Here is a 25,886-nt window from a genome sequence, read left to right on the forward strand (position 1 = left end):
TTGCGGGACGGGCGCGGCGGCGCGAGCGGCATGCGGGGAGGGGGCGGCATCCGGGGCCGCGGCGGGGGCGGGCACCGCGGCGCCCGCGGCAGCCATAGCGGCGGCGGCATCGGGGGCGGTGGCGCTGTCGGGGTCGGGGGTGGCGTTGCCGATCAGGAGGGCGACGGCGCGCCGACCGAGTTCGGCGAAGTCTTGGCGGACGGTGGTGAGTGGCGGCCAGAAGTGGGCGGCCTCGGGGATGTCGTCGAACCCCACCACGCTGATGTCGCCCGGCACGTCGAGGCCGGCGTCGTGGATGGCGTGCACGATGCCGAGCGCCATCTGGTCGTTCGACGAGAAGATGGCCGTGAAGTCGCGCACGCGCAGGAGCTCGCGGCCGGCGTAGTAGCCGAACTCCGCCGTCCAGTCGCCGAGGATGGGTGCGGTGGTCGGCACGTCCATCTCGTTCATCTCGTGCAGGAAGCCCTCCATGCGGGCCTCGGCCTCGATCCAGTCCTGCGGCCCCGCGAGGTGGTAGATGCCGCGGTGACCCAGCTCGATCAGGTGCCGGGTGGCGAGCCTGGCGCCCGTCATCTGGTCGACCGACAGCGCGTGGTCGTCGAGCCGCCCGGTCGACTGCAGGGTCACGAAGGGCAGGTCGAGCTGCATCTCGGCGAGCGTGTCGAACACGCGCACCTGGGGCGCGATCACGACGATGCCCTCGACGGCCTGGTCGAGCAGGTGCGTGATGGCGCGGGCGATCGAGCGCGAGTCGGTGCCGTCGGCGTTGGCGGTCACCACGAGGTAGCCCGCCAGCACCGCGGCTTCTTCGATGGCCTGGATGCTGGATGCCGGCCCGTATTCCGAGCGCGACGACGTCAGCACCCCGATCGTGCGCGACCGGCTGGTGACCAGCGCGCGAGCGGCCCGGTTCGGGCGGTACTGCAGTTGCTCCATGACCTCGAGCACGCGGCTCTTCGTCTCGACCCGGATGCTCGGGTGGTTGTTGAGAACGCGCGACACGGTCTGGTGCGACACCCCCGCCAGCCGGGCCACGTCGCGGATGCTCGGAGCACGCGTGCGTTTCGCCTCGGGCGGGGGATCCATGGTCACGTCGTTGCTCGCATATGCCTGTGTGCACGTTCACAGTCGTGGACGCAGTTACATTATGCACCGCTCGCCCGAGCGGCTCGCGGGAGTGCCCCGCACTCCGATGTGACTGTCACACGGAGCGCGGGGCGCCCGAGTGACAGTCACATGCGGGTGCCGGCGAGGGGCACGGCGCGCACAGTGCGCACCGGTCCAGCCGAGAACGACACGCGTCCGTCGTCGAGGTCGGTCTCGACCGGCAGGCCTGCGGCCGAGGCCGCGAGCCGCCGCCAGGCGAGGGCCGCCTCGACGGCGGGTTCACCCCGCCGCCGCCCGTCGAGGTCGACCACGAAGTCGGGAGCGAGGATCGCGCCCGCCGCGGCGAACGCGCGGTGCGCCGAGCGGATGACCGCCGCTCCCCAGACCTCGGGGTGCGGCACCGACGGGTGCACGACGAGGCACCTCAGCTCGATGGGGTGCACGGAGCCCGCCGGGCCCCACCACACCCCGCGAGCCACGGGCTGGTCGTCGACGAAACCGAGCCAGGTCCAGTCTCGGCGATAGGTTCCCGACGCGAGACCGCGCCCGAACCGGGTGGAATCGACGAACGACACGGGTTCGTCGGTGAAGAACTGCAAGAGCGCCTGATCGTCGGCGCGGCGTGCTGATGCGAACACGGGAAACTTCCTCCAGAAGATGGTGAGCAATGGAGGTGCTTCCAGGCGCGAAGCCCGGCGGCGAGCGAACGCTACGCGGCGAGGCGGGAGAACGGGGGAAGCACCATGTTCGTAAAGATTTTCGGAGTCATGGATCTCACCTTCCCTTTTCTCGTGGCGAACGGATGTCGCGGTTACCGACGCTAGCGGATCACCACGCCGCGGCGCAAGGCTTTTCTCGGCCGCCGCCCTTCAGTGCCCGCCGCCGGTCGTGCTGCGACGGGGCAGCGCGAACACGAGCAGGAAGGCGAGCACCGCGAACGCGACGCTCACGCCCATCGCGGCCGCGGAGCTGTCGACGAAGCCCGTGGCCACGGCCGCGGCATCCTGCCCACTGATCACGAGGGTGCCGAAGAACACACTGCCGATCACGGCGATGCCGATGGCGCTGCCCACCCGTTGCATGGCGCTGATGACACCGCTGGCCGCCCCGGCTTCGGCGCGGTCGACGGTCGCGACGATGAACTGCGCGTTGGGGGCGATGAACAGGCCGTTGCCGAGGCCGGCGATGAGCAGGGGAAGGATGAGTTCCCAATTGGTGAGGTCGGCAGGGCTCGTCAGAAGCAGCACGAGCCAGATCCAGGCGAGGCCCACCACGACGGCCGCCGTGCCGATGACGAGCACCGTTCGGCCGAGCCGCTGGGCGAGCCGGCTGCTGAGCGCCGAACCCACGATCGAGCCGATCGCGAACGGGATCGACACGACGCCCGACTCGAGCGCGGTGTGACCGAGTCCGGCCTGCCAGAGGATCGAGATGGTGAAGAAGATGCTCGTGAAGGCGGCGAAGTAGACCAGCGCCAGGATGACGCCACCGGTGAACGCCGGATGCCGGAACAACCGCGGCGGCACCAGCGGGCTGCGCCCGCGCTTGGTGTAGGCGACTTCCCACGCGCCGAACGCGACGAGCAGCACGACGCCGCCCGCGATCGAGAGGTAGGTCCAGAGCGGCCACCCCTCGTCTTGCCCCTGGATGAGCGGCACGAGCAGGGCGACCAGCGCGCCCGAGATGAGCACGAGGCCGATCCAGTCGAGGCCCGCCTTGCCGGCGGCCGGGGCGGGCGCCGTAGTGTGCGCGGCGGCGGCCGGGGCGGGCGCCGTAGTGTGCGCGCCGGCGGCCGGGGCGGGCGCCGAAGCCTGCGTGGCGGCATCCGGAGCCCCTGCCCGCCGGCCGTTGGCGGCGTCGCCCACCGCGATGGCCTCGGACCGCTTGGGCAGCAGGATGGCGGCCGCGATGAGCGTGGCGACACCGATCGGCAGGTTGACGCCGAACACCAGCCGCCAGCCGTTCTCGGCGCCGAAAGCCTGGATGATGAGCCCACCGACGATGGGGCCGAGCGCCGACGAGACGCCGATGACGGCGCCCATGATGGCGAACGCCTTGCCGCGGGAGCGAGGCGGGAAGAGCAGCTGGATGTAGGCGGTCACGGCCGGCACGAAGATGCCGCCGGCGAGGCCCTGCACCACGCGGGCCATCACGAGCTGCACGTCGTTCTGTGCCAGCCCGCAGGCGAGGCTCGCCGCCGTGAACAGCGCGATGCCGGTGAAGAAAACCCACTTGTGCCCGATGCGGTCGCCCACCCGGCCGGCCGGGATGAGAGCGAGGCCGAAGGCGAGAGCGTAGCCCGAGATGATCCACGAGAGAGTGGCCTCCGAGGCGTCGATGCTCGACCGGATGCTCGGCAGGGCCACGTTCACGATGGTCGTGTCGAGCAGCGCGATGAACATGCCGGCGAGCAGCACGATGAGGGCCTGCCAGGCGCGGCGGGGAACCGCGGGCGCGGGCGGAGCGCCGGTCGAGCCGGCGGAAGAGCCAGCCGTTGACCCGGCCATGTTGCCGACCGTGGAGGAAGTCGCGCCGGAACCTCCGGCGGGGAATGCTGCGTCAGTCATGACCTTGGGCCTTTCGCGCCAGTTCGTCGGCGATGATTCGGGGGATGTCGAGCAGAAGCCGCTCATGGGATTCGACTTCGGCACGGATGCGGTCGGTGCGGTGCTGCATGACCCACTTCTCGGACACGGTGAGATAGGGGTCGGCGCGGAGGTTCATCTGCTGCTGGTCGGCGAGGCGGGCGCGGAGGGCCGCCACCCGGTCGGAGATGAGCGCCTCGAGCTCGTCGAGGCGCTCGGGGTCGAGCCGGGTCATGGCGAGGTCGAACGGGTCGGGCCGGAACACCACCGTGGTCAGCCCGTCGACCCGCAGGGCCTCGAGCGCGCGGCGCCCGTCGGCGGTGATGCCGAAGACCTGCCGCTCGGGATAGGCGCCCTCGCGTTCGACTCTCACCTCCTCGATCAGGCCGTCGGCGGCGAGCCGCTTGAGCGTGCCGTAGAGCGAGCCGACCGAGACATCCGTCCACAAGTGGATGCGCTCCTGCTCGGCGAGCAGCCGCAGCTGATGGCCGTGCATGGGGCCACGCGCGTCGAGAGACCCGAGCACGAAGAGACGAATGGATGACACGTGACTACTCTCGCACGAGTAGTCACGTCTGATCAACTCCTCGCCCTGGTAATCTCGAACCACTCAACGGGCGCGGTCCAGCCACGCCCGCGATGACGTGGGGAGCGGGATGCCGGGCGACACGACGCTGTCCCTGCTGGGCGTCGGTGAACTCGGCGAGCGCATCTACCGGGCGGTGGTGGCCGACTCGACCACCTCCGTGCCGGCCACGGCACGCACCTTCGGCATCTCGGAGGAGCAGGCGATGGCCGAGCTCGAGGCGCTGCGATCTCTCGGCCTCGTCAACCGTCTGGCCGTCGACGACGAGTACTCGGCGGTCGACCCCCGCTTCGCCATCCGGGTGCTCGCCGATCGCACGGCCGACCATCTCAACCGCATCCGCGACGCCGTGCCCCTTCTGGCGGCCACGTTCGACGACGCGCAGCGCGCGCAGGCCGACCCGAGCCTCAGCCGCATCGTGAGCGGCGCCGACGAAGTGGGCGGCTGGTACAACCGGCTCGAGCACCAGGCCGGGTTCGAGTTCCTCGCCTTCGACCGCCCGCCCTACGTGCTCGCCACGACGAACCCGCTCGAGGAGGTGGTGCTCGGGCGCGGGGTCAGCTGGCGCGCGGTCTACGCGGCTGCGAGCCTGACCGACGAGTCGGCGTTCGACGACCTGCGCCGGCTCGTCGCGATCGGCGAGGAGGCCCGGGTCACCACCGACCTGCCGGTCAAGATGGCCATCGCCGACCGCCGCATCGCTCTCGTGTCGCTCGTGCTGTCGGGCTCGGCTCCGGTGGCACTGGTGACCGAGGCCGAGCCGCTCGTGAGGGCCTTGATCGAGCTGTTCGATTCGCACTGGCGGCGGGCCGTGCCCATTCCGGTGCAGCGCGCCGACCTCGAGACCGTGACCCAGCACCGCATGCCGCGGCCGGGCGAGCAGACCTTCCGCCCGGCGACCGATGGCGAACTCGCGCTGCTCGCGCTGTTCTCGGCGGGGCTGAAAGACGAGATGATCGCCCGCCAGCTCGGCGTCTCCGCGCGCACGGTGCGCCGGCGCAGCCAAGACCTGCTGCGCGAACTCGGGTCGGCGAACCGATTCCAGGCCGGCGCCGAGGCGGCACGGCGGGGCTGGATCTGACCCGTTTTCGTTTCCGATTCCGACCCCGGTGTTTCGCCGCGGTAAAAACTCCTGTCCGCTCCAGGACAGTGACCGCGCTAGGACAGACCACCCCCTGGTGGGGGGCACGCGCGCTCGGGTAGCAAAGACACCACGGTCGACGGCTCCGCGCCCTCACACTCCACCTCGGCGCCCCGTCGACCGGTCAGGTCAACTTACGAGAGGTCGTCATGCCGCCCACCCCCCACCCCCGCAGACCGAGCCGCCGTCGCGTGACCGCGACCGCTCTCGCGATCTGCCTCGTGACCCCGTTGTCGGCGTTCGGCGTCGCCGCGCAGGCGTCGACACCGGCGACCGAGGCGGGCACGGATGCCGCCGCCGTGGTCGACGTGATCATCGAGTTCGCGGGCGACTCCGCGGTTCGCGCGATCGGTGCCGAGAGACTGCAGCAGGCGCGCTCCACCGCCGACGTGGGCATCTCCTCCGCCGTCGCCGCCGACTACACCGCGGCCGCCGAAGCGCTCGAGACCGAGCAGCGGGCCTTCGTGGAGACCGCCCGCACGGCCGGCGTACCCATCGATGCGCCGCGCTACCTCACGGGAGTTCTCGACGCCGTCGCGGGCTCCGTGGCCGCCGGCGACATCGACGAGCTGCGCGCCCTGCCGGGCGTGACGCGGGTCTCGCTCGACGGCCGCACGCAGGCGTCGACCGACGTCAGCGTGCCGGCGATCGGCGCGCCGGAGGTGTGGGCGCAGACCGCCCCCGACGGAACCGCCGCGCGCGGCGGAGGTGTCACGATCGCCATCCTCGACACCGGAATCGACTACACCCTCCCTGATCTCGGCGGCGGATTCGGCGAGGGGTTCAAGGTCGTCGACGGCTACGACTTCGCCAACGACGACGCCGATCCGATGGACGACCACTTCCACGGAACCCACGTGGCCGGAATCGTGGCCGGCAGCGGTGTCGACCAGATCACCGGCGTCGCGCCCGACGCCACCCTCACGGCCTACAAGGTGCTCGACGCCGACGGCGGCGGACAGGTGTCCGACGCCATCGAAGCGCTCGGCGCGGCCGTCTCGCCGGCGGGTGCGCATCCCGCCGACGTCATCAACATGAGCCTCGGACTGCCGGGCGACGGCGACGACCCCATCGGTCTCGCCGCGTCGAACGCGATGATCGCGGGCGCCGTGGTCGTGGCGGCGGCCGGCAACTCGGGCCCCGGCGAGCAGACGGTGAGCAGCCCCGCCGCGGCGAACGACGTGCTCGCGGTCGGCGCCTCGACCACCAACCTCGCCATCCCGTCGATCTCACTCACGACACCCGAGGAGCACGCCGTGCCGACCTCCCGGGTGCTGTACTCGGCGAACCCCCCGGCCGAGGGCTTCACGGCGCGCGTCGTCGACGTGGGCGACGGCAGCGACGAGGCGTTCGAGGCGGCCGGTGACCTCACCGGTGCGATCGTGGCCTACAGCGGCATCGTGCCGCGCAGCACGGCCGAGATCCAGGACGACTTCCACAAGGCAGCCCTCGCCGAGACGAAGGGCGCCGTCGCGGCGCTCGTCTACGAGTTGCCGCCGCCGTTCTACGGCGGTGTCAGCCGCACCGAGCCGATGCTCTCCGACTCCGGCGTGCTCGAGGCGGCGGCATCCGGAAGCGGGCCCGACGCTCTGCGCAGCGGCTCCGACCTGCGGCTCGACTCGATCGTCGTGATGGGCACAACGGCGAACGAGTACGCCCCGATCCGCGACGCCGTGCTCGCCGGCGGCGCCACCGCCACCGTGTCGGCGAAGGACATGACCGACACGATCGCGTCGTTCAGCTCGCGCGGCCCGAGCGACAGCATGCGCCTGAAGCCCGAGATCGTGGCACCGGGCGTCGAGATCCGCTCGCTCGTGCCCGCGGCCCAGGGCATCGACGACAACGCCTACCGCCTGTCGGGAACCTCGATGGCCGCGCCGCACGTGGCGGGTGCCGCGGCGCTGGTGCGCCAGATGCGACCGGATGCCGACCCGTGGCAGGTGCGTGACACCCTCATCGGCTCGGCCTCGGCGCTCGCGAGCGACGCCGTCGACTCCTCACCGGCCGACCAGGGCGCGGGCCTGCTCGACGTGGCGGCAGCCGTGCACCAGAGTCTCACGGCGCAGCCCGCCGCGGCATCCCTCGGTCTCGTCGATGCCGACGCCGACGACCCCAGCCGGGCGACGGCGCTCACCCTCACGAACACGAGCGACCAGGCGCTCACGGCGACGCTGACCATCGTTCCCTCGAGCGCGAGCCAGGGCACCGCGACGCTCGACGCCTCGACCCTCGAGCTGCCGGCCGATTCGAGTTCGACGGCCATCCTGAGCGTCGTTCCCGAGGTGACCTCCGGATTCGCCGAGGTCTCGGGCACCGTGGTGGCGAGCCTCAGCGACGGCAGCGAGGTGCGGGTGCCCTATCTCGCCGTCTCGCGCGATCTGCTCGTGCGGGCCACGCCCGACCCGTCGTCGGGTCACGCGAAGATCTTCGTGCACGCGGATGCCCCGCTCGACGAGCCGCCCGTCGCCGAGGTCACGACGCCCTCGGGCGACGTGCTCGAGGTCTCGATGCAGCTCTCGGGTGAGATCGACGACGAAGGGCTCAACACGCGACCGGGCTGGTATGAGGGATCGGTCGACTCCACCGAGGTCGGAGGGCACTCGATCGCCGTCCGCGCCGAATCGCAGGGTTCCACGCAGCTCGGGGCGGGATCGTTCGAGGTGCTGCCCGCGGTGACGAGCGACTACACCTGGCAGCAGCTCGGCCGCGACAGCAACAGCGCGTTCGTCGCCACCTCGCCGATCGATGGCGAGACCGCGATGCTGACGGCCGAGGGCACGTCACGACCGTTCTTCACCTCCGACAAGGGAGCGACCTGGAACCAGGTGCGCGACCTGCCCGTCGGCGACGGATTCGGCCGGCCCTACGCCGACCCGTCCGACCCCGAGGCGTTCTGGTACTTCCTGAACGGCACGGTCGGCACGGTCACGCTCGACGCGAGTTATGACGGGATGCTGGTGCGCACCGACGATCTCGGAGCGTCGTGGAGCATCCTGCCGTTCCCCGACGAGCACATCTGGGCGTCGGTCACGAGCGGCCAGACGCTCGTCGCCGCGGTCGCCGACGGCCTGGAGTACAGTCACGACGGCGGGCGGTCGTGGTCGCACCTCGCCTTCCAGTGGGAGCAGCCTCCGACCGACATCGCCATCGACGGAGCGGCCGCGGTGCTCGTCAGCCCGACGGGACTGTTCCGGGTCGAGGGCATCGACGCGACACCGGGTGCGCCTGAGCTGATCGCCGCATCGACCCTCGAGCGCACCTACACCGGTGTCACCGCCGAAGACGGAACGTTCGTGGCCAGCATGTTCGAGGAGGGCCTGGTGCGCTCCACCGACGGCGGAGCCAGCTGGATCGACCTCGCCACCCCGACGCTCAACCCGACGGCGCTCGAGTTCGACCAGGGCGAGCTCTACATCGGGGCACCGGAGGGCTACTACACCAGCACCGACCGGGGCGACTCGTTCGAGACGTCGGAGTACCCCTATCACGGGCCGGTGGCGCTCGACTTCGCCCACTGGGCGGGCGACGACACCCTGCTCGTGTCGCTCGACGGCGCCGGGCTCTACGCCACCGACGACGACACGACGTTCGAGCGGCTCGGTGTCTCGGGCAACTCGGTCGCGTCGATCCTCACCGGGGTCGATGCCGAGGGCGACGAGGTCGTGCGGGTGTCGGACAGCCACGGCGTGGGGTCGATCCGGCTGCCGGATGACGCCGTGCTCGAGGCCGGCGTCACCGAGTGGGGGCGCACCGGCGGAGAGGGCTGGATCGGGCTCGGCAGCACCGACATGGTGGCCGACCCGACGCAGCCGCTCGGGCTCTGGCGGTTGCGTCAGGACGCCTTCGGCGGCGCGCGCATCGAGCACAGCACCGACGGCGGAGCCGCCTTCGTCGAGACCGGTCCGGCCGGGTTCGAGAGTCGCGGCTTCACGCTCGACCCGAGCGACCCGGGCACCATGGTGGCGGCCTACAAGTCCGACCGCGACTCGGGGCTCATCGTCACGAACGACGCGTGGGGCACGTGGGACGTCTACGCGCATCCGCTGACGGTGAATCAGCTGACGCCGGATGCGTCGACCGCGGGACGGTTGTGGATCGCCGCCCAGGAGGGGGTGTTCGTCTCCGACGACTTCGGGCGCGACATCCGGTCGGTCACAGACCGGGCCGCACAGTCGGTGTGGGTCGATCCGGCCGACGCGAACCACGTGATCGTGGGCGGAAACGGCATCCGGGTCAGCACCGACGGCGGCGTCACGTTCGCCGACGCCACGGTGCCGTCGCCCGAGATCCAGGTCGCGGTGTTCACCGCGGCGGAGCGGTCGACCGGCACGGTGCTGTTCGCGGGCACCGAGACGTTCCGGCCGAACGGACTGATCACCCTCGCCCGGGGCGTGCTGATGAGCACCGACGGCGGTTCGAGCTGGTCGAACGTGTCGGCGGGGCTGGACGCCCCCTCGATCCGGTCGCTCGCCACGAGCCCCGACGGCGCGTGGCTGCTGGCGGGCACGAACGGCGGCGGCATCCACCGGGCGAGTGTCGCGGTGCTGCTCGGTGAGCAGGCGCCGCCGACGGGGCCCGGGGACCCGGGTGAGCCCGGGGAGCCCGGCGACCCGGGTGAGCCTGGCCAGCCTGGCGACCCGACGCACACCGCGGCTCCGGGCACGCCGGGGCACGGCGGCAGCGGGTCGGGTGGGTCGGGCGACGGCTCCGACACCGCGGCGACGGGATCGCTCGCGTCGACCGGGTTCGACGCCCTGTGGCTGATCGTGGGCGGAATGCTCACGGTGGCCTCTGGTGCCGCGCTGGTGGTGGTGCGCACGGTGCGTCGCCGCGCGTAGCTCGCGGCGGACCGATTGGCGCCCGGGCGGGCGGATGTCTCATCCTCTCGCCCGGGCGCTTTTGCGTGCACCGGGTGCCGTGCGGCGGCGTGACCGTGCGGCGGGTGTCGCGCAGGTGTCACCGTGCGCCGGGCTCACCGTGCGCCGGGGCCGCGCGCCGGGCTCGCCGTGCGGCGGGCTCGCACCGCACCGGGCTGGTCGGGCGGCTCGCCGTGCGGCGGGCTCGCCGCGCACCGGGTCCGCCGTGCGACCATGTTCGATCGAACTGGCTCTCGCGACGACGCTAGCTTGCGTCGTCGGGCAGGGCGATCACCCGCACCGACGCACCCGCGGGCACAGCGACCACGACCGAGGGGTCGTCGGCGATCACGACGTAGCCGCCCGGGATGCGCCACGCGCGCCACCACAGGTCGGGTGCTCCGGATGCCGGCGCGGAACCGTCGGGCCGGTCGGCGTCGCCCGGGGCCGGAGCGGCGGGCGCGAACGAGCCTGCCTCCGTCGGGCGCAGCACGCGCACCTCGCCGGGGGCGATCGCCGCGCGGCCGAGAGTGTGCGGCTTCACCGAGCGCAGCCACGGCGCCACGCCTTCGAGAGTGCGGCGCTGCACGGCGGGGATCTCCCCCGCCGCCGTCGGCCCGACGTTCAGCAGCAGCCGGCCTCCGCGCGACACCACGTCGGCGTAGTGCCGGGCGAGTTCGCGGGGCGACAGCGTCAGCGACTCGTCTTCGACGGCGTTGTAGCCGAACGAGAAGCCGAGTCCGCGGCAGTTCTCCCAGCCGGAGTCGTGCTCGTTGTCGGTGGCGCTCTCGTATTCGCTCGTGCGGTAGTCGCCGACATCCGCTCCCCACCGGTCGTTCACGACGCCGTCGGGCACCTCCTCGCGGTAGTGCGCGAGCAGCGACTCGATCGAGGTCGGTCCGGGCACCTTGCCGGCGTCGGGCCAGTCGATGTCGTTCCAGATCAGGTCGGGGCGGTAGCGGTCGATCAGGTCGACGACGTGGGCGAAGGCGTAGTCGTTGTAGGCGGCATCCGTGGGTCGCAGGGCGAGCACGTCGGCGGCCGAGTCGAGCACCGGATGATCGGCGAAGGCCCAGTCGAGCCCGCCCGAGTAGTAGACGCCGAAGCGCATGCCCTCGGCCCGCACCGCGTCGGCGAGGGGCTGGATGAGGTCGCGGCGGGGCCCGCGGGCGACGGTGGTGAGCGAGCCCGAGCCCGGGGCGTCCCAGAGGGCGATGCCGTCGTGGTGCTTCGTGGTCGGCACGACGTAGTCGGCTCCCAGCGAGGCGAACAGCGCAGCCCAGTCGCCCGGCTCGTAGTTCTCGGCGTGCCACTGGTCGAGGAACGCGTCGTAGGGGGCGTCGCCGTACTCCCGCGCGTGATGCTCGGCGGCCGGCGACCCCGCGATGCGGATGGTGTTCGCATACCACTCGGCGTAAGCGTTGTGGGCGAACCACTGCTCTTCGGGCACTCCCCCGAGCGGACCCGTTGGCTCGGCCCAGGCCGGCACCGAGTAGGCGCCCCAGTGCACGAAGATGCCGAGGGTGGCGTCGCGCGCCCAGGCGGGCAGGGCGCGGCCGCGGGGGGTGGGCTGCGCGTCGAGGGCTTCGCTGTCCGCGTCGGCGTCGAGTTCGCGTGGGGCGGCGGCGTCGAGTTCGGGCGCGGCGGCGGCGCGCGCCGGGTCGGTCGTGACGCTCATCGCTGTTCGTCGGCCATGCGACGGCGCGGGCGTTGCGGGATGGCGACGACGGCGAGCACGACGCATCCGAGTGCCGGCACGATGAGCGGCACCAGCTGCCAGGTCACGACGGTGGCGAACACGCCCGTCGCGACCAGGTAGAGCGCGCCCGGCAGGTCGCTGCGCACCGCGGCCGGCACGGCCCGCAGGGCACCGCGCCAGCGCAGCTGCGGCGTCCACAGCCCGGCCGCGGTGAACACTGCCACGCCCAGCGCCGCGAGCCCGACCCAGCCGACGACCGCGATCAGCGACCCGCCCGGCAGAGCGCCGGAGTTCGCCAGATCGATGTCGAGCAGCAGCACCAGCACGAGGGCGGCGGTGGCCACGGCCACGCCGATGCCCCCCACGAAGGCGGCTTTGAAGTCGTTCCACGCCAGTGCGAACGTCGACTCCTCGGCGCGCAGGAAGCGCCTCATGTGGCGCACCCCCGCGGCGAGCGCCGCCGGGAGGGTCACGAGCGGCACCGAGGCCAGCGTCACCAGGATGCCGACGGTGAGCACCTCGCCGAGCAGCCCGAACCAGTTGCGCGCGCCGGGGTTGCGCTGCGGCTCGGCGTCGCCTGCGACCGGGCCGCTACCCGACTCGGCGGCACGCCGCGCGGCACGCCCGGCGCGGCCCGACCGCTCCAGCACGCTCATCCCTTCAGCCCCTGAGTCGCCACCCCGTCGACGAGGAAGCGCTGGAAGACGATGAAGAAGATGAGGATCGGCAGCAGCGCCAGCATCGACACGGCGACGGTGGCCCCGTAGTCCGAGGTCGAAGTCGCGTCGTTGTAGAGCTTCAGCGCGATCGGCAACGGGTATTTCTCGGGCGAGTTGACGTACAGGAGCGGCCCGAGGAAGTCGTTCCAGGTCCAGATGAAGGCGAAGATCGCACTCGTGATGAGGGCCGGTTTGATGAGCGGCAGAATGATCGAGAAGAAGATGCGCAGGTGGCCGGCCCCATCGATGCGGGCCGCTTCATCCATGTCTCTCGGGATGTTGCGGATGAACTGCACGATCAGAAAGACGAAGAACGCCTCGGTGGCGAGGAACTTGGGCAGGATGAGCGGCACGTAGGTGTCGATCAGCTCGAGCTTCTGGAACATGATGTACTGCGGAATGATGATGACGTGGAACGGCAGCAGCAGCGTTCCGATCATGGCGGCGAACAGGATGCCGACACCCTTGAACTTGATGCGGGCGAACGCGTAGGCCGCGAGTGCCGACGAGGCCAGTGTGCCGATCACGGCCATCACGGCGATGAACAGCGAGTTGGCGAAGAAGCGCCAGAGCGGGGTGCCGCCGATGCCCTCGAACACCTTGAGGTAATTGTTGATCGTGGGGTTGTCGGGAATGAGGCCGGGGTTCTGGCCGAACTCGCTCGACGGTTTGAAGGTCGAGAAGACCAGCCACACCAACGGGTAGAGGATGACGGCGGTGATGGCCAGCAGCACGACGAACCAGATGACCGTGTTGACGGTCTTGCGCTTCATCCGTCGCCGTCTGCGGGGCTGGGGTTCGATCTCGCCCTCGAGGAACTCGCCGCGAGGCACGTCGGTGATGGTGCTCATTTGCTCTCTCCCGCGTAGTGGACCCAACGATTCGAGGTGCGGAACAGAATGAACGCGATGATCGCGACCGCGATCACCAGCACCCACGCCATGGCCGCGGCGTAGCCCATCTGACCGTCGGCGAAGCCGCGCTTGTAGAGGTAGAGGGTGTAGAAGTTCGTCATGCCGGCCGGGCCGCCCGACCCGTTGGAGATGATGTAGGCCGACGCGAAGACCTGGAAGGCGTTGATGGTCTCGAGCAGCAGGTTGAAGAAGATGACGCTCGAGAGCATCGGCAGGGTGACCGACTTGAACTTGCGGAACGGGCCGGCTCCGTCGACCTCGGCGGCTTCGTAGAGTTCGACCGGAATCTGCTTGAGGCCCGCGAGGAAGATGACCATGGGGGCGCCGAACTGCCACACGGCCAGCAGGATCATCATCGGGATGACGAGCGACACGTTGCCGACCCAACCGCCGAGGTCGATGCCGAAGAAGCTGAGCGAGGAGTCGACCGGGCCGCCGGTATTGAACATGGCGCGCCAGACGATGGCCACGGAGACGCTCGCGCCGATCAGCGAGGGGGCGTAGAACGACGAGCGGAAGAAGCCCGAGCCCTTGTTGCGGTAGTTGAGCAGCATCGCGATGCCCAGGGCGGCGGCGAGCTTGATGGGGGTTCCGACCAGCACGTAGACGAGGGTGATCTGCACCGACTGCACGTATTGCGGGTCTTCGGTGAACATGCGGATGTAGTTGTCGAACCCGACGAACTTCGGGTCGGCGAAGAGGTTGTACTTCGTGAACGACAGGTAGAGGGAGTAGATCATCGGGCCGAGGGTCAACCCCAGGAAACCGATGAGCCACGGGATGAGGAAGCCGTAACCGGCCACGTTCTCTCGGCGCCTCGCCGCACGGCGGCGGGAGTCGCGCTTCGCGGGCGGCGCGGTGCGGGCGGGCGGGCCGCCGGCGGCCGCACCTGGTTCGGGCCGCTTCGCTGCGGCCGGCTTCGTGATCGTCACGCGATTCTCCGATCCCTCGTGGTGCTCTGTTCCTGGTGATGCGCCGATGCCTGATGATGCGTCGATGCCTGAGGCGCCCCGGGCCGCACGAGTGGCGCGGCCCGGAGCGCATCAGAGGTTACTGGTTGAGAACGACATCCATCTCGTTGAAGAACTGGTCGACGGCCTCATCGACGGTGAGGGTGCCGAAGCCGAGCTCCTGCCCGATCTGGCGGAACTTCTCCTCCAACGTACCGGCGCCGACGATCGGAACCGGGGGCGCGTCGCCGAGGCGGTCTTCGATCGAGGCCTCGTAGTCGCGGATCTGCGCGTCGAGCCCGTCGAGCTCAGCGCCCTCGAGCTGGGTCTCGGATGCCGGCAGGCCGCGGTTGGTGCCGAACGCGGCGCCGACCTCGGGCGAGTTGACCAAGAAGTTCACGAGCGTGGCCGCGGCCTCGGGGTGATCGGTCTTGGCCGAGATGGTGTGCAGCATCGAGGGCTTCAGGTAGAGGTCTTTCGCGCCCTCGACCGTCACGGGCGGAGCGACCAGGCCGAGCTCGGTGAAGCTCTCACCGAGGTTGCCGAGGTAGCCGGCGCCGAAGTTGTCCCAGGTGAGCTCGCTCGCGGTCTTGGCGGCGTCGAAGCCCGACAGCGGGTAGACCTCTTCGAGCTGCTGCTGCGGGATGGTGATGCCGTCGCGCGCCTCGGCACCCGACTCCCAGAACTCGGCGAGGCGGGCCTTGTCGAAGCCGGGCTCGCCGTCTTCGCTGAAGAGGTAGGAGCCCTCGGCGCGCAGTTCGATCTCGAAGTTCTGGATGCGGGCGGTCCAGTCGGTGCCGCCGTAGATGCCCTGCGACGCGCCGGCGTCGGTGACCTGCTGCATCCAGTCCTGGTAGTCATCCCAGGTGCCGCCACCCTCGTAGGTGTCGACGCCGACCTGCTCGAGCAGCTTCGGGTTGGTGTAGAGGCCCCAGGCGTTGGTGGAGGTGGCGATGCCGGTGGTCGTGCCGTCGACGACACCGATCTGGAGGATGTTGTCGGCGATCGGCTCGGTGTCGATGATGTTGCCGAGGTAGGGGTCGAGGTCGAGCAGCAGGCCGTTCTCGGAGTACTGCCGCAGGTAGGAGTAGTCGAACTGCATCACGTCGGGCAGGCCGCCGCCAGCCGCCTCGGTCTGGCGCTTCTCCCAGAACTCGGGGAAGCCGAGGAAGGAGGTGTTGACCGTGATGTTCGGGTATTCCTCGTTGAACGCCTTGAAGGCTTCGTCGTACATCGCCGCGCGAACGTCGTTGCCCCAGAAGGCGAAGTTCAAGGTGACCTTCTCGTTGGGGTCGTAGGTCGCGGCGGGCTCGGAGCCCCCGCCGGAGCATCCCGACAGCACGAGGGCAGCGCCTGCAGTGAGCGCTGCGGCAGCGATCACGCTGCGGTGCTTTCGAATTCTGAACATCGTTGTCCTCCTGGAAACGTCTCTGTCTACCTGGTGCTGGGAAGCGCGCCGTGAATCCGACAGTCCGCGGTTGCTTGTGTCAGAAAGCGCTTTCCGACACTGTAACCGAGCGCCCCGTGCTGGTCAACACCGAATGGAATAACGATTCACTACACGCGTTCGGCGTCGTCGCCGCGCGCTGCTCCGGCGGCCGGACGCAGGTCGGTGACCGGGCTCTCGAGGCTACGGAGGTGCGCGACGTCGTCGCGGAGCGCCTCGGCGGCCACCGGGCTGCCGCTGGCCGCCGAGGCGTAGATGGCCGTCACGATCTCGAGCGAGCGGGCCGGGTGGTCGGCAACGGCCGGCAGCGGACGCCCGGCCCGCAGGGCGTCGTAGACCTCGCGCACCAGCGGCTCGTGCCCGCTGCCCTCTTCGTGCTCGGGCAGGCGCCAGGCATCCGTCGTCTCGGCCGGCACGCCGGGGGCGGGAGTGATGCGCCAGTTCTCGTGGGCGTGGCCGTAGAGGTGGTCGACGGTGATGGTGGCGAGCTCGGTGTCGATGCGGATCGAGCTGGTCTCGCGCGGCGAGAGAGCGCTCGTGACGACCGACGCCACGACACCGTTGCGGAAGGTGAGCACCGCGGTAGAGACGTCTTCGGTCGCGGTCTCGCGCCCGAGCCGCCAGAGCTGACCCGACGCCATGGCCCAGTCGCCGAGCAGGTGCGCGAGCAGGTCGAGCTGGTGGATGCCGTGGCCGAGGGTCGGGCCTCCGCCCTCGGTGGCCCAGTTGCCGCGCCAGGGAACGTCGAAGTACTCCTGGGGGCGGTACCAGAGGGTCTGGCAGGTGGCCACGAGCGGGCGGCCGAACGCGCCGGCCTGCAGCAGGCCGCGCACGTGCGCGGCCGCGGTGCCAGTGCGTTGCTGGAACACGATGGCGAGCCGGCGGTCGGCGGCGGCCGCGGCATCCGTCATGCGGTCGAGCTCGGCGAGCGAGAGCGCCGCGGGTTTCTCGCAGATGACGTGGGCGCCGGCCGCGAAGGCGGCGACGGCCTGATCGGCGTGCACCGACGGGGGCGTGCAGATGTGCAGCACGTCGACGCCGAGTGCGAGCAGGGCGTCGAGGTCGGGCGCGGTGGCGACGCCGCCCCAGCGCTCGGCGAACGCGGCCGCCCGCGTCGGGTCGTGGTCGGTGACGCCGACGAGCTCGGCGCCGTCGTAGGCCGCGATGGCGCGGGCGTGCGAGTCGGAGATGGCGCCGGTGCCGACGATGCCGGCGCGGAGGGGTGTCGGGCTGGAGTCGGGCATCGGGGCTCCTTGGGGTTGTGGGTCGGGTCGTGGTGCCGGGGATGTGGTGTCGAATCGGCGGAGATTCGCGGCTTCATCGAACAGGCATGGACGAACTCACGAATCTCCGCTGATTCGCGACGACTCGAGGGTTGCCAGGCCCGCCTCGGCCAGGAGTGAGGCGGCGGCCGCGTCGTGGTCGCCGTCGGCGACGACGACCGCGTAGCGCGCGCGGAAGGCGGCGCCGGGCGCGACGACCCACTCGTCGTGGAAGAACGGGGTTGGGCAGAGGCCGGCGTAGTCGGTGCTGCGCGCGAACCAGGGGGTCGGATGCCGCGGGTTGCCCGGGGCGTCGACCATGACGACGGTGGAGGTGCGGCCGCTGGGGTGCTCGCCCGCGAACCCGAGCCAGGGCGCGCGGGTGCCGCGGAGGGCGTCGGCGGTGCGGGCGGCGGCCGACGGACCGGTGGCGCCGGGGCCGCCCGAGTCGGCGGGGTCGAGCGGCGCCAGCACGCGGCCGCCCCGGAACGACTCGGGGCCGCGCCAGAAGAGGCCGCCGTAGCCGGCGTCGGGTCGACCGCGGGTGGTGGGTGAGCCGAGCCGGATGGGGTCGGGGGTGAGGTTGGTCATGGTGGTGTCGAAGGTGAGCGCCCAGGCGGTGTCGTCGAGCAGTGCCACCGAGATGCGGCGCGTCTCGTCGAACAGGTCGCGACCCGCCTCGGTGCGCCAGAGCAGGCGCTCGACGACGGAGGCGCTGCGGGAGTCGGGGGCGATCTCGAGGCGGTCGAACGAGAGATGCTGCTGCGAGCCGTTGTTGGACAGTTGCACGTAACCCCGGTCGCGCAGGTAGGTTGGTCCGCCCCAGAAGTTCTCGTCGCCCACGACCGGCAGCGACCACGAGATTCCGCGGTGCCAGACGTGATCGGCCGGCCGGAAGTCGGTGACCACCTCACCGCGCAGCGTACGCACGGGTGAGAAGTAGGGGCGCGGCGATTCGAGCCGCACGTCAGCCGGTCGTGCGACGTAGTCGACGAGTTGGGCGTCGCCGACCGCGAACGTCAGGCCGTCGTCGGTCTCGGTCATCCGCAGGTCGAGCACGAACTCTCCAGTCGTCATCGTCGTCTTCCGGGCTGGTGGGAAAGCGCTATCCAGCCTACAGCAGAGGCCCTGGCCGCACTCAAGGGCCCGCCCGTGCCCGAGGCCGCTCGTGCGCTAAGGCCCGCTCCTGCACTCACCGGCCGCCCTATCCCGCGCTCACAATCGCAACGGCACAGGTCGATCCCGCCCGCCGACCTCCACCGTCGGCCACCGCAGATCGACCGTCAACGTCTCCACCCCCGACGGCGACACGAGCACCGTGTCCTCGACTTTCGTTCCCGGCGCCGACGGGTTCCACGCGAACGCCTGGTTCCGCTGCACCAGGTCGTCGACGTCGGCGGTGACCCGCGGATCCCGCCCGACATACCCGGCCGCCCCACCCTGATGATGCCTCCGCCATTCGCCCGCGTCGAAGCCGGCCGCCGCATACGCCGCCGTTCCGCTCGCGAACACGTCGCCCAAGCGCGCGCCCGGTCGCGTGGCGTCGAAGAACGCCGCCTCGACCTCCAGAATGCGCAGGGCGGCAGCCGTTGACGGCCCGACGCCTCCGGCCGCTGCGCCCCACTGCACCCATCGCGTGGCGTTCGCGATCAGCCCGTTCCGCCGCCCGCACACGACGAACATCGCCTGAGCACCGAGCGGCGCCGCGGTGGGCAACGGATGCCGCAACCGCTCCCGCCCCGCCCCGGCCACGAGCACGACGAGTGGGTCGATGCCCCGCTCGACGAGTGCGGCCGAGAGAGCAGCCGCGGCGGCACGCTCGAGGGTGCGCGGGGACGACTCGAGGGCGACATCCGTCAGCCCCGACGCCACCTCGGCGCAGAGCGCACGGTAGCGCGCGAGCTCGGCCGGCAGCAGACTCGCCCGCGCGGCGCGCAGTTCGAGGGCGAGGTCGATCTCGCGCAGCGTGCCGTCGAGCGGCGTCACGAGCGGGGCGTGCCAGGGCACGCGGGTGACGAGGGCGGCATCCGGAGCGCCGAGCTCCTCGTCGATCAAGCGGTCGGCCTCGTTCGCGAACACGAACACCTCGTCGGCGTCTCGTCGAACGGCGACCGCCACGACCGGATCGCCCGCCAACGACACGTGCGTGCGCACACCGTCGAGGTACCACGACACCGCCCCGTGCGACGTGAGGAGAAGACTGTCGGCACCCCGCGCCTCGAGAATCGCGAGCAGCCGCTGGCGTTTCGCCCGGCGATCGGCGGGGTCGGGCCTCATCGTGCGGCCCAGGGCCGGGGCGTCATGATCGACGGATGCCGCCACGCCCGCTCTGGGCAGAACTCGACGGCCGACGCGGTCGGCCTTCATCGTGCGCCGCCGGCGTCGGCTCCGACCGGCTCCGAGATCTGCGCGCCATCGCCGTCGGGCCCGGCACCCGGCGCCTCGCCCGACGCGCCCTCGTCGCGCGCATCCATAGCCGGAGCCGGCGCCTCGGTCAGCAGGCCGTGGTCGTCCAGCCCGGCACTCGGCTCACGGCCCTTTACGCCGTTGTCGTTCGGCCGGTCATCCGACCCATCGTCGACCGCGGCGCCCGCAGGCCCGGCGGACTCCCCGCCCGCGGCCGCCGCATCCGGCGCAAGACCCCCGCCCGCCGCACCCGGCACCGGGCCGGTGCTCGCGCGCGCCTCGAGGCGGGGTCGGTAGAGCATCGCGTGCTCGGCCGACTCGCCCGCGATCAGGTCGCGCAGACGCGACCAGACCTGGGCGCCGAGTTCGGCGCGTGGCACCGACATGCTCGTGAGTGCCGGGCTCGAGAAGCGCGCGAGCGGCACGTCGTCGAAGCCCGCCACCGAGACGTCGCGCGGCACCGCGAGCCCGAGTTGGCCGAGCCGCGGCACGAGCCCCAGGGCGACGAGGTCGTTGAAGGCGATCACCCCGGTCACGCCGCCGCGCACCGCGTCGGCCACGGCCTCGGCGGCGCGGTAGCCGTCGTCGAGCGACGAGCCGCATGCCACCACGTCGGCTGCCAGTCCGGGGGTCGCCGCGACCGCCTCGCGCAGGCCGCGCAGCCGCTCGACGTTCGACGAACTGCGGGCCGGCCCCCCGAGGAACAGCAGGCGCTGATGACCGAGCGACACCAGGTGCGCCACCAGATCGCGCATGCCCTGCGCGTAGTCGACGCCGACCATGGGCACGGCGGAATCCGCGATCGAACGGTTGACCACCACCACCGGCGCCAACTGCGGGGCGAGCGCCCGCAGCTGGGACTCGGGCATGCGCGGGGCGCACAACACGATCGCGTCGCACCGGTGCCGTGCCTCGAGGGCGATCGCGGCCTCTTCGTCGGACTGCTCCGCCGTGTCGGCCACGAGCACCCGATAGCCATCGGCCGCGGCCGCCAGGCTCAGGCCTTTGAGAATGCCCTGGAACAGCGGGTTCTCGAGGTCGGGCACCACCATCGCGATGGTGTCGTTGCGGCCGTGCACCAGGCTGCGCGCAGCGATGCTCGGCGTGTAGCCGAGGTCGGCGATGGCGGTGCGCACGAGCTTCACGATGCGCGGGTCGACGGTCTGCTTGCTGTTGAGCACGCGTGACACGGATGCCTGCGAAACCCCCGCCCGGGCCGCGACGTCGGCGATGGTCACGGCTCTCGCCCGGTCGGCCATCGGCACTCCCCCATTCGGCTGGAAATCGGTTCCTCATTCTAGGCCCGCAGTTGCCCGCGTGCCCTGCATTCACCTAGGGTAATGGCGAGAAAGCGGTTTCTCAGCAAGGGAGAACGAATGCGAATCGTCGTCACCGGATCAGCCGGCCGACTCGGGCGCAGCGTCGTGCAGGGGCTCGTCGCGAGCGGCCATGAGGTTGTGGGCGCCGACCGCGCGGCCAGCGGCATCCGGTCGGTCGACGAACGCGCGATCGACCTGCTCGACGCCGCCGCGGTAGCCGGGCTCTTCGACGAGGTGCGACCCGACGCCGTGGTGCACCTCGCGGCCATCTCGGTGCCGTTCAGCGCACCCGAGCTCGACATCCTCTCGACCAACACGGCGCTCGGCTACACGGTCGCGGCCGCCGCGGCTGCCGCGGGCGTCGGGCGCACGCTCGTGGCGAGCAGTCCCACGGTGCTCGGCTACGGCCGCCCGGGCTGGCGACCGACGGCCCTGCCCCTCGACGAGCGTGAACCCGTGCAACCCGCGAACGCCTACGCGCTGTCGAAGACGGTGCTTGAGGAGGAGGTGCGGATGTTCGCCCGCACCTCGGCGGGTGTGTTCACGTCGTTTCGCCCGTGCTACGTGATCTCGCCCGAGGAGTGGGCCGGAGCGCCCACCCAGCAGGGCCATACCGTGCTCGAGCGTCTGCGCGACCCGGCCCTCGCCGCCGTGAGCCTGTTCAACTACGTCGACGCGCGTGACGCGGCCGATTTCGTCGAGGCCTGGCTCGCCGCCGATCCAGCGGCGGTCGACGGGGAGTGCTTCTTCGTGGGCGCGGCCGACGCCCTCGCGGTCGAACCGGTGGCGGCGCTGTGGCGGCGATACGTCCCCGCGCTCGGCGACGCCGCCGACGGCATCGGCGCCGGCCAGCCCGTGTTCAGCGTGGCCAAGGCCGAGCGCCTGCTAGGCTGGCGCCCGACCCGCAGCTGGCGCGACCTCGTTCCGGGCGGTGTCGATGCCGTCGCGGCCCCGCCGGCCGCGCACGCTCCCGCCACCGCTGCCAGCACTGCCACCGCGTCATCTGCCGCCTCCGCACCGGTGACCGCTGCGAGCACCGCCTCCGCCGCGACTCCCGCCGCACCCGCCAACGCCGCCGCACCCGTCGCCCCCAGGGGCACCGCCGCGAGCACCACGTCCGCGCCCGCCCCGGCCACCCCGGTCACGGCGCCCAGCACCACCACCCCCGCAACACCCACCCCCGCCCCACAGATCGAGAGAGTCCCGTGACCGACACCGCCGCCCGCGCCCCGCTCGCCTTCGACGGCGTGCTCTTCTTTCCGGTGACCCCGTTCGCCGCCGACGGCTCCGTCGACACCGGCCTGCTCACCGAGCACGTGACGAGCCGGCTGCCGTTCGCGCCCGGCGGCGTCTTTCCGGCGTGCGGAACCGGCGAGTTCCACGCCCTCAGTGCGTCCGAGGTCGCCACGGTCGTGCGCACCACCGTCGAGGCGGTCGGCGGAGTCGTTCCGGTGATCGCCGGCGCCGGCGGCCCCCTCGGTCACGCCGTGCAGATCGCCCGCGACGCCGAAGCCGCCGGCGCCGACGGCCTGCTGCTGTTGCCGCCCTACCTCGTCTCCGGCACCACCGAAGGCCTCATCGCCTACGTCGAAGCCGTGCTCGCCGCCACCACGCTGCCCGTCATCGTCTACCACCGCGGCACCGCGCGCTACACGCCCGACGCCATCCGCCGCCTCGCCACCCACCCCCAGATCGTGGGCTTCAAAGACGGCACCGGCGACATCGGACTCGCCCAGGAGATCGTTCTCGCCGCCGACTCCACCGGCCGCGACCTGCAGTTCTTCAACGGACTGCTCACCGCCGAACTCAGCCAGGGCGCCTACCGCGGCATCGGCATCCCGCTCTATTCGTCGGCGGCGTTCGCCATGATCCCCGAGCTCGCCGCCCTGCACTACTCGGCCTACGTGAGCGGCGACGAGCCGACCCGGCGCCTGCTGCTCGAGGAGTTCTACGTGCCGCTCGTGCGCCTGCGCGACGAGACCCCCGGCTTCGGGGTGTCGCTCATCAAGGCGGGCCTGCGCCTGCGCGGTCTCGCCGTGGGCTCGGTGCGCCCGCCGCTCGTCGACCCCACCCCCGATCAGGAACGCCGCCTCGGCGCCCTGCTCGACCACGGCCTCGTGCTCGCCGAACAACTCGCGCCCACCGACGACACCGCGAGTGCCGCCGCCGGCATCCTCGCGCGATGACCCAGCACCACACCGCTCCGGATGCCGCCACGGCGCCCACCGGCACCGCCGACGCCCCGCGCATCCGCTCGTTGTCGACCCGGCTCATCCGGGTGCCCTTGCTGCGCCCGTGGGGCCCCGACGTGCGCTCCATCTCGCTCATCGAGACCGTCGTGCGCGACGACGAGGGTGCCGAGGGCTTCGGCTTCTCGTGGACCCCTTCCATCGGTGCCCACGCGGCGCAGGCCCTGCTCGACCACGACATCGCCGCCTTCGCCGTCGGCCGGTCGTCCGACCCCGAGGTGCTCTGGCCCGAGTTGTGGCGCCACCTGCACGAGGCGGGTTCCGGGGGCCTCACCACGATCGCGATGGCCGGCCTCGACCTCGCCCTCTGGGATCTCTCCGCCCGCCGCACGTCGTCAGGTCTGGTCGAGACGCTCGGCGGCCAACGGTCGCGACCCGAGGTCTACGGCAGCGGGGTCAACCTGCACTACTCCCTCGACGAGCTCATGGCGCAGGCGGGCCGATGGGTCGATGCGGGTTTCGACGCCGTGAAGATGAAGGTCGGCAGCCCGCGGCTCGCCGACGACGTCGAGCGCGTGAGCGCTGTGCGCGACACCATCGGCCCCGGCCGCCGCCTGATGATCGACGCGAACCAGCGCTGGAACATCGACCAGGCCGAGCGCGCCCTCGACGCCCTCGCCGAGTTCGACCTCGCCTGGATCGAGGAACCCTTGCGCGCCGACGACCTCCCGGCCCACGTGCTGCTGCGCGAGCGCACCACCGTGCCCATCGCCCTGGGCGAGAACGTGCACACGCGCTACCGGTTCGACGAGTTCCTGCGCGCCGGGGTGGTGGATGTCGTGCAGCCCAACGCGGTGCGCGTGGGCGGGATCACCGCGTTCCGCGAGATCGCCGCCCTCGCCGAGTCGTTCGGCGTGCAGGTCGCACCGCACCTGCTGCTCGAGCTCTCGGGTCAGCTCGCGGCCACCTTCGACTCCCCCACCCTGGTCGAGTCGGTCGAAGACGCATCATTCGACGCCCTCGGCGTGCTCGCGGCCCCCGCGCCCGTGCGGGTGCACGGCTCGACGCTCGTCATCACCGAGCACGATGGTCTCGGCATCCGCTTCGCCGCCGCCCCCTCTGCCACTGCCACGGGCCCCGCTGGCCCGCCCGACCCCTCCCCCTCGACGACGAAACGGATGCCGCGATGACCACCACCGCCGAACTCGACGCCGTCGCCCACGCCGCCGAGGCCGCCTTCGAGACCCTCGTGGCCTCGACCGCCGCCGACCGCGCGCGCTGGCTGCGAGCCGTCGCCGACGCGCTCGACGCCGACGCCGAGGGCCTCGTCGCCCTTGCCGACGAGGAGTCCGCGCTCGGAGCGCCCCGCCTCACCGGCGAGCTCGCCCGCACCACCGGCCAGCTGCGTCTGTTCGCCACGGCCATCGTCGAGGGCTCCTACCTCGAAGCCACCATCGACCACCCCGATCCCTCGGCCACGCCCCCGCACGGCGACCTGCGGCGCCTGCTGCGCCCGATCGGGCCCGTCGCCGTGTTCAGCGCCTCGAACTTCCCGTTCGCCTTCTCGGTGGCCGGTGGCGACACCGCGTCGGCCCTGGCCGCGGGCTGCCCGGTCATCGTGAAGGCGCACTCCGCGCAACCTCGGCTCTCGCAGCGCACCGCCGAGCTCGTGATCACCGCCCTGGCGGCATCCGGAGCACCCGACGGCGTCTTCGGCCTCATCGAGGGCCGAGAGGCCGGCGTCGCCCTGGTGCAGCACCCCGCCATCCGCGCCGTCGGATTCACCGGGTCGCTGCACGGCGGACGCGCCCTCTTCGACCTCGCCTCGGCGCGTGCCGATCCCATTCCGTTCTACGGCGAGCTCAGCGCGGTGAACCCGGTGCTCATCACGGCGGCGGCCCTCGAAGCCCGCGCCGATGAACTCGCCAAGGGCCTCGCGGCCTCGTTCACGCTGGGGGTCGGCCAGTTCTGCACCAACCCCGGCGTCGTGCTCGTGCCCGCGGGCTCGGGCTTCGCCGACCGCGTCGCCGCGCTGGTCGATCCGGCCGACGAGAAGCGGATGCTCACACCCGGCATCGCCGCCGCCTACGCCGACGGGGTGCAGGCCCTGGCGGGGCACGCCGGGGTGCGGGTGGTGGCGGCATCCGATCGCCCGATGACGGCGGACACGGTGGGCGCGACGGCCACGCCGGACACACCCAGCTCGGCGAGCCCCGCGGGCACGGCGAGCCCCGCCGTCTTCGAGACCACGGCGGCCGCCACTCTGGCCGACCCGTCGGCGCTGCTCGTGGAGTGCTTCGGCCCCGCGACGCTCGTCGTCGAGTACACCTCGATCGACGAGGCACTCGCCACCGTGCGCGCCGTGGGCGGAAGCCTCACCGCGACCCTGCACTCCGAGCCCTCGGATGACGTGGGCGAGATCGTCGCGGTGCTCACCTCGGTCGCGGGCCGGGTGCTCTTCTCGGGCTGGCCGACCGGGGTGGCCGTCACGTGGTCGCAGCAGCACGGTGGCCCCTGGCCGTCGACGACGACGATCCACACGTCGGTGGGCGTGACGGCGCTGCGCCGGTTCCTGCGGCCGGTCGCCTACCAAGACGCCCCCGACGCCCTGCTGCCGCTCGCGCTGCAAGAGGCGAACCCGCTCGGCATCCCCCGCCGCGTCGACGGCGTGCTCACGCTCGCCAGCTGAGCCCGAGCACGAGCCCG

General features: G+C 71.7%; 19 protein-coding genes. 6 read left to right on the forward strand and 13 right to left on the reverse strand.

The window, feature by feature from the left end:
- The 4 genes from N1032_RS11310 to N1032_RS11325 form a co-directional block, all read right to left on the reverse strand.
- Positions 1-1,086, reverse strand: a 1,086-nt coding sequence (locus N1032_RS11310) for a LacI family DNA-binding transcriptional regulator (protein ID WP_259539198.1), incomplete at its 3' end; no start/stop codon positions are given.
- 146 nt (positions 1,087-1,232) lie between these two features.
- Entirely contained in the window at positions 1,233-1,745 is a 513-nt protein-coding gene (locus tag N1032_RS11315) for a hypothetical protein (RefSeq protein ID WP_259539200.1), read from the reverse strand.
- A gap of 231 nt (positions 1,746-1,976) precedes the next feature.
- Complete coding sequence (locus N1032_RS11320; protein WP_259539201.1) at positions 1,977-3,674, reverse strand: MFS transporter; 1,698 nt, start codon at positions 3,672-3,674, stop codon at positions 1,977-1,979.
- Entirely contained in the window at positions 3,667-4,239 is a 573-nt protein-coding gene (locus N1032_RS11325; RefSeq protein ID WP_259539202.1) for a PadR family transcriptional regulator, read from the reverse strand. Before N1032_RS11325 ends, N1032_RS11320 begins: the two co-directional genes overlap by 8 nt.
- 109 nt (positions 4,240-4,348) lie before the next feature.
- Between N1032_RS11325 and N1032_RS11330 the strand changes: the two genes are divergently transcribed.
- Positions 4,349-5,359, forward strand: coding sequence for a helix-turn-helix domain-containing protein (locus tag N1032_RS11330; RefSeq protein WP_259539203.1), 1,011 nt, complete (start codon positions 4,349-4,351; stop codon positions 5,357-5,359).
- Positions 5,360-5,568: 209 nt separating this feature from the next.
- Positions 5,569-10,257: a S8 family serine peptidase gene (locus tag N1032_RS11335; RefSeq protein ID WP_259539204.1), complete on the forward strand. Its 4,689-nt coding sequence runs from the start codon at positions 5,569-5,571 to the stop codon at positions 10,255-10,257.
- Between the two features lie 283 nt (positions 10,258-10,540).
- On the opposite strand, the gene N1032_RS11340 is transcribed toward N1032_RS11335, so the two are convergent.
- The 9 genes from N1032_RS11340 to N1032_RS11380 form a co-directional block, all read right to left on the reverse strand.
- Positions 10,541-11,953 (reverse strand): alpha-L-fucosidase, encoded by a 1,413-nt coding sequence (locus tag N1032_RS11340; RefSeq protein WP_259539205.1) that lies wholly within the window; start codon positions 11,951-11,953, stop codon positions 10,541-10,543.
- Positions 11,950-12,630 carry a DUF624 domain-containing protein gene (locus N1032_RS11345; protein WP_259539206.1) on the reverse strand — a complete coding sequence of 227 codons (681 nt, stop codon included), beginning with the start codon at positions 12,628-12,630 and terminating at the stop codon, positions 11,950-11,952. The genes N1032_RS11340 and N1032_RS11345 overlap by 4 nt, the downstream gene beginning before the upstream one ends.
- Positions 12,627-13,544: a carbohydrate ABC transporter permease gene (locus N1032_RS11350; protein WP_259539207.1), complete on the reverse strand. Its 918-nt coding sequence runs from the start codon at positions 13,542-13,544 to the stop codon at positions 12,627-12,629. Before N1032_RS11350 ends, N1032_RS11345 begins: the two co-directional genes overlap by 4 nt.
- Positions 13,541-14,410: a carbohydrate ABC transporter permease gene (locus tag N1032_RS11355; RefSeq protein ID WP_259539666.1), complete on the reverse strand. Its 870-nt coding sequence runs from the start codon at positions 14,408-14,410 to the stop codon at positions 13,541-13,543. The genes N1032_RS11350 and N1032_RS11355 overlap by 4 nt, the downstream gene beginning before the upstream one ends.
- 247 nt (positions 14,411-14,657) lie before the next feature.
- Positions 14,658-15,965 (reverse strand): ABC transporter substrate-binding protein, encoded by a 1,308-nt coding sequence (locus tag N1032_RS11360; RefSeq protein WP_259539208.1) that lies wholly within the window; start codon positions 15,963-15,965, stop codon positions 14,658-14,660.
- A 149-nt stretch (positions 15,966-16,114) separates the two neighbouring features.
- Positions 16,115-17,248 carry a Gfo/Idh/MocA family protein gene (locus tag N1032_RS11365; RefSeq protein WP_259539209.1) on the reverse strand — a complete coding sequence of 378 codons (1,134 nt, stop codon included), beginning with the start codon at positions 17,246-17,248 and terminating at the stop codon, positions 16,115-16,117.
- 96 nt (positions 17,249-17,344) lie between these two features.
- Positions 17,345-18,343 carry a DUF6807 domain-containing protein gene (locus N1032_RS11370; protein ID WP_259539210.1) on the reverse strand — a complete coding sequence of 333 codons (999 nt, stop codon included), beginning with the start codon at positions 18,341-18,343 and terminating at the stop codon, positions 17,345-17,347.
- Between the two features lie 138 nt (positions 18,344-18,481).
- The gene (locus N1032_RS11375) at positions 18,482-19,633 is read right to left on the reverse strand and encodes a M24 family metallopeptidase (protein ID WP_259539211.1); all 1,152 of its coding nucleotides are present in this window, start codon (positions 19,631-19,633) and stop codon (positions 18,482-18,484) included.
- On the reverse strand, positions 19,630-20,931 hold the full coding sequence (locus tag N1032_RS11380) for a LacI family DNA-binding transcriptional regulator (protein WP_310795941.1): 1,302 nt from the start codon (positions 20,929-20,931) through the stop codon (positions 19,630-19,632). The genes N1032_RS11375 and N1032_RS11380 overlap by 4 nt, the downstream gene beginning before the upstream one ends.
- Before the next feature lie 117 nt (positions 20,932-21,048).
- On the opposite strand from N1032_RS11380, the gene N1032_RS11385 reads away from it, so the two are divergent.
- The 4 genes from N1032_RS11385 to N1032_RS11400 are packed head-to-tail and all read left to right on the forward strand — an operon-like array spanning position 21,049 to position 25,869.
- Complete coding sequence (locus tag N1032_RS11385; protein ID WP_259539212.1) at positions 21,049-22,200, forward strand: NAD-dependent epimerase/dehydratase family protein; 1,152 nt, start codon at positions 21,049-21,051, stop codon at positions 22,198-22,200.
- Positions 22,197-23,177: a 5-dehydro-4-deoxyglucarate dehydratase gene (locus N1032_RS11390; RefSeq protein ID WP_259539213.1), complete on the forward strand. Its 981-nt coding sequence runs from the start codon at positions 22,197-22,199 to the stop codon at positions 23,175-23,177. Before N1032_RS11385 ends, N1032_RS11390 begins: the two co-directional genes overlap by 4 nt.
- Complete coding sequence (locus tag N1032_RS11395) at positions 23,174-24,370, forward strand: mandelate racemase/muconate lactonizing enzyme family protein (RefSeq protein ID WP_259539214.1); 1,197 nt, start codon at positions 23,174-23,176, stop codon at positions 24,368-24,370. The genes N1032_RS11390 and N1032_RS11395 overlap by 4 nt, the downstream gene beginning before the upstream one ends.
- Complete coding sequence (locus N1032_RS11400; protein ID WP_259539215.1) at positions 24,367-25,869, forward strand: aldehyde dehydrogenase (NADP(+)); 1,503 nt, start codon at positions 24,367-24,369, stop codon at positions 25,867-25,869. The genes N1032_RS11395 and N1032_RS11400 overlap by 4 nt, the downstream gene beginning before the upstream one ends.
- Positions 25,870-25,886: the final 17 nt, after the last annotated feature.

The sequence above is a fragment of the Herbiconiux daphne genome, assembly GCF_024979295.1.
Lineage (GTDB): Bacteria > Actinomycetota > Actinomycetes > Actinomycetales > Microbacteriaceae > Herbiconiux > Herbiconiux daphnes.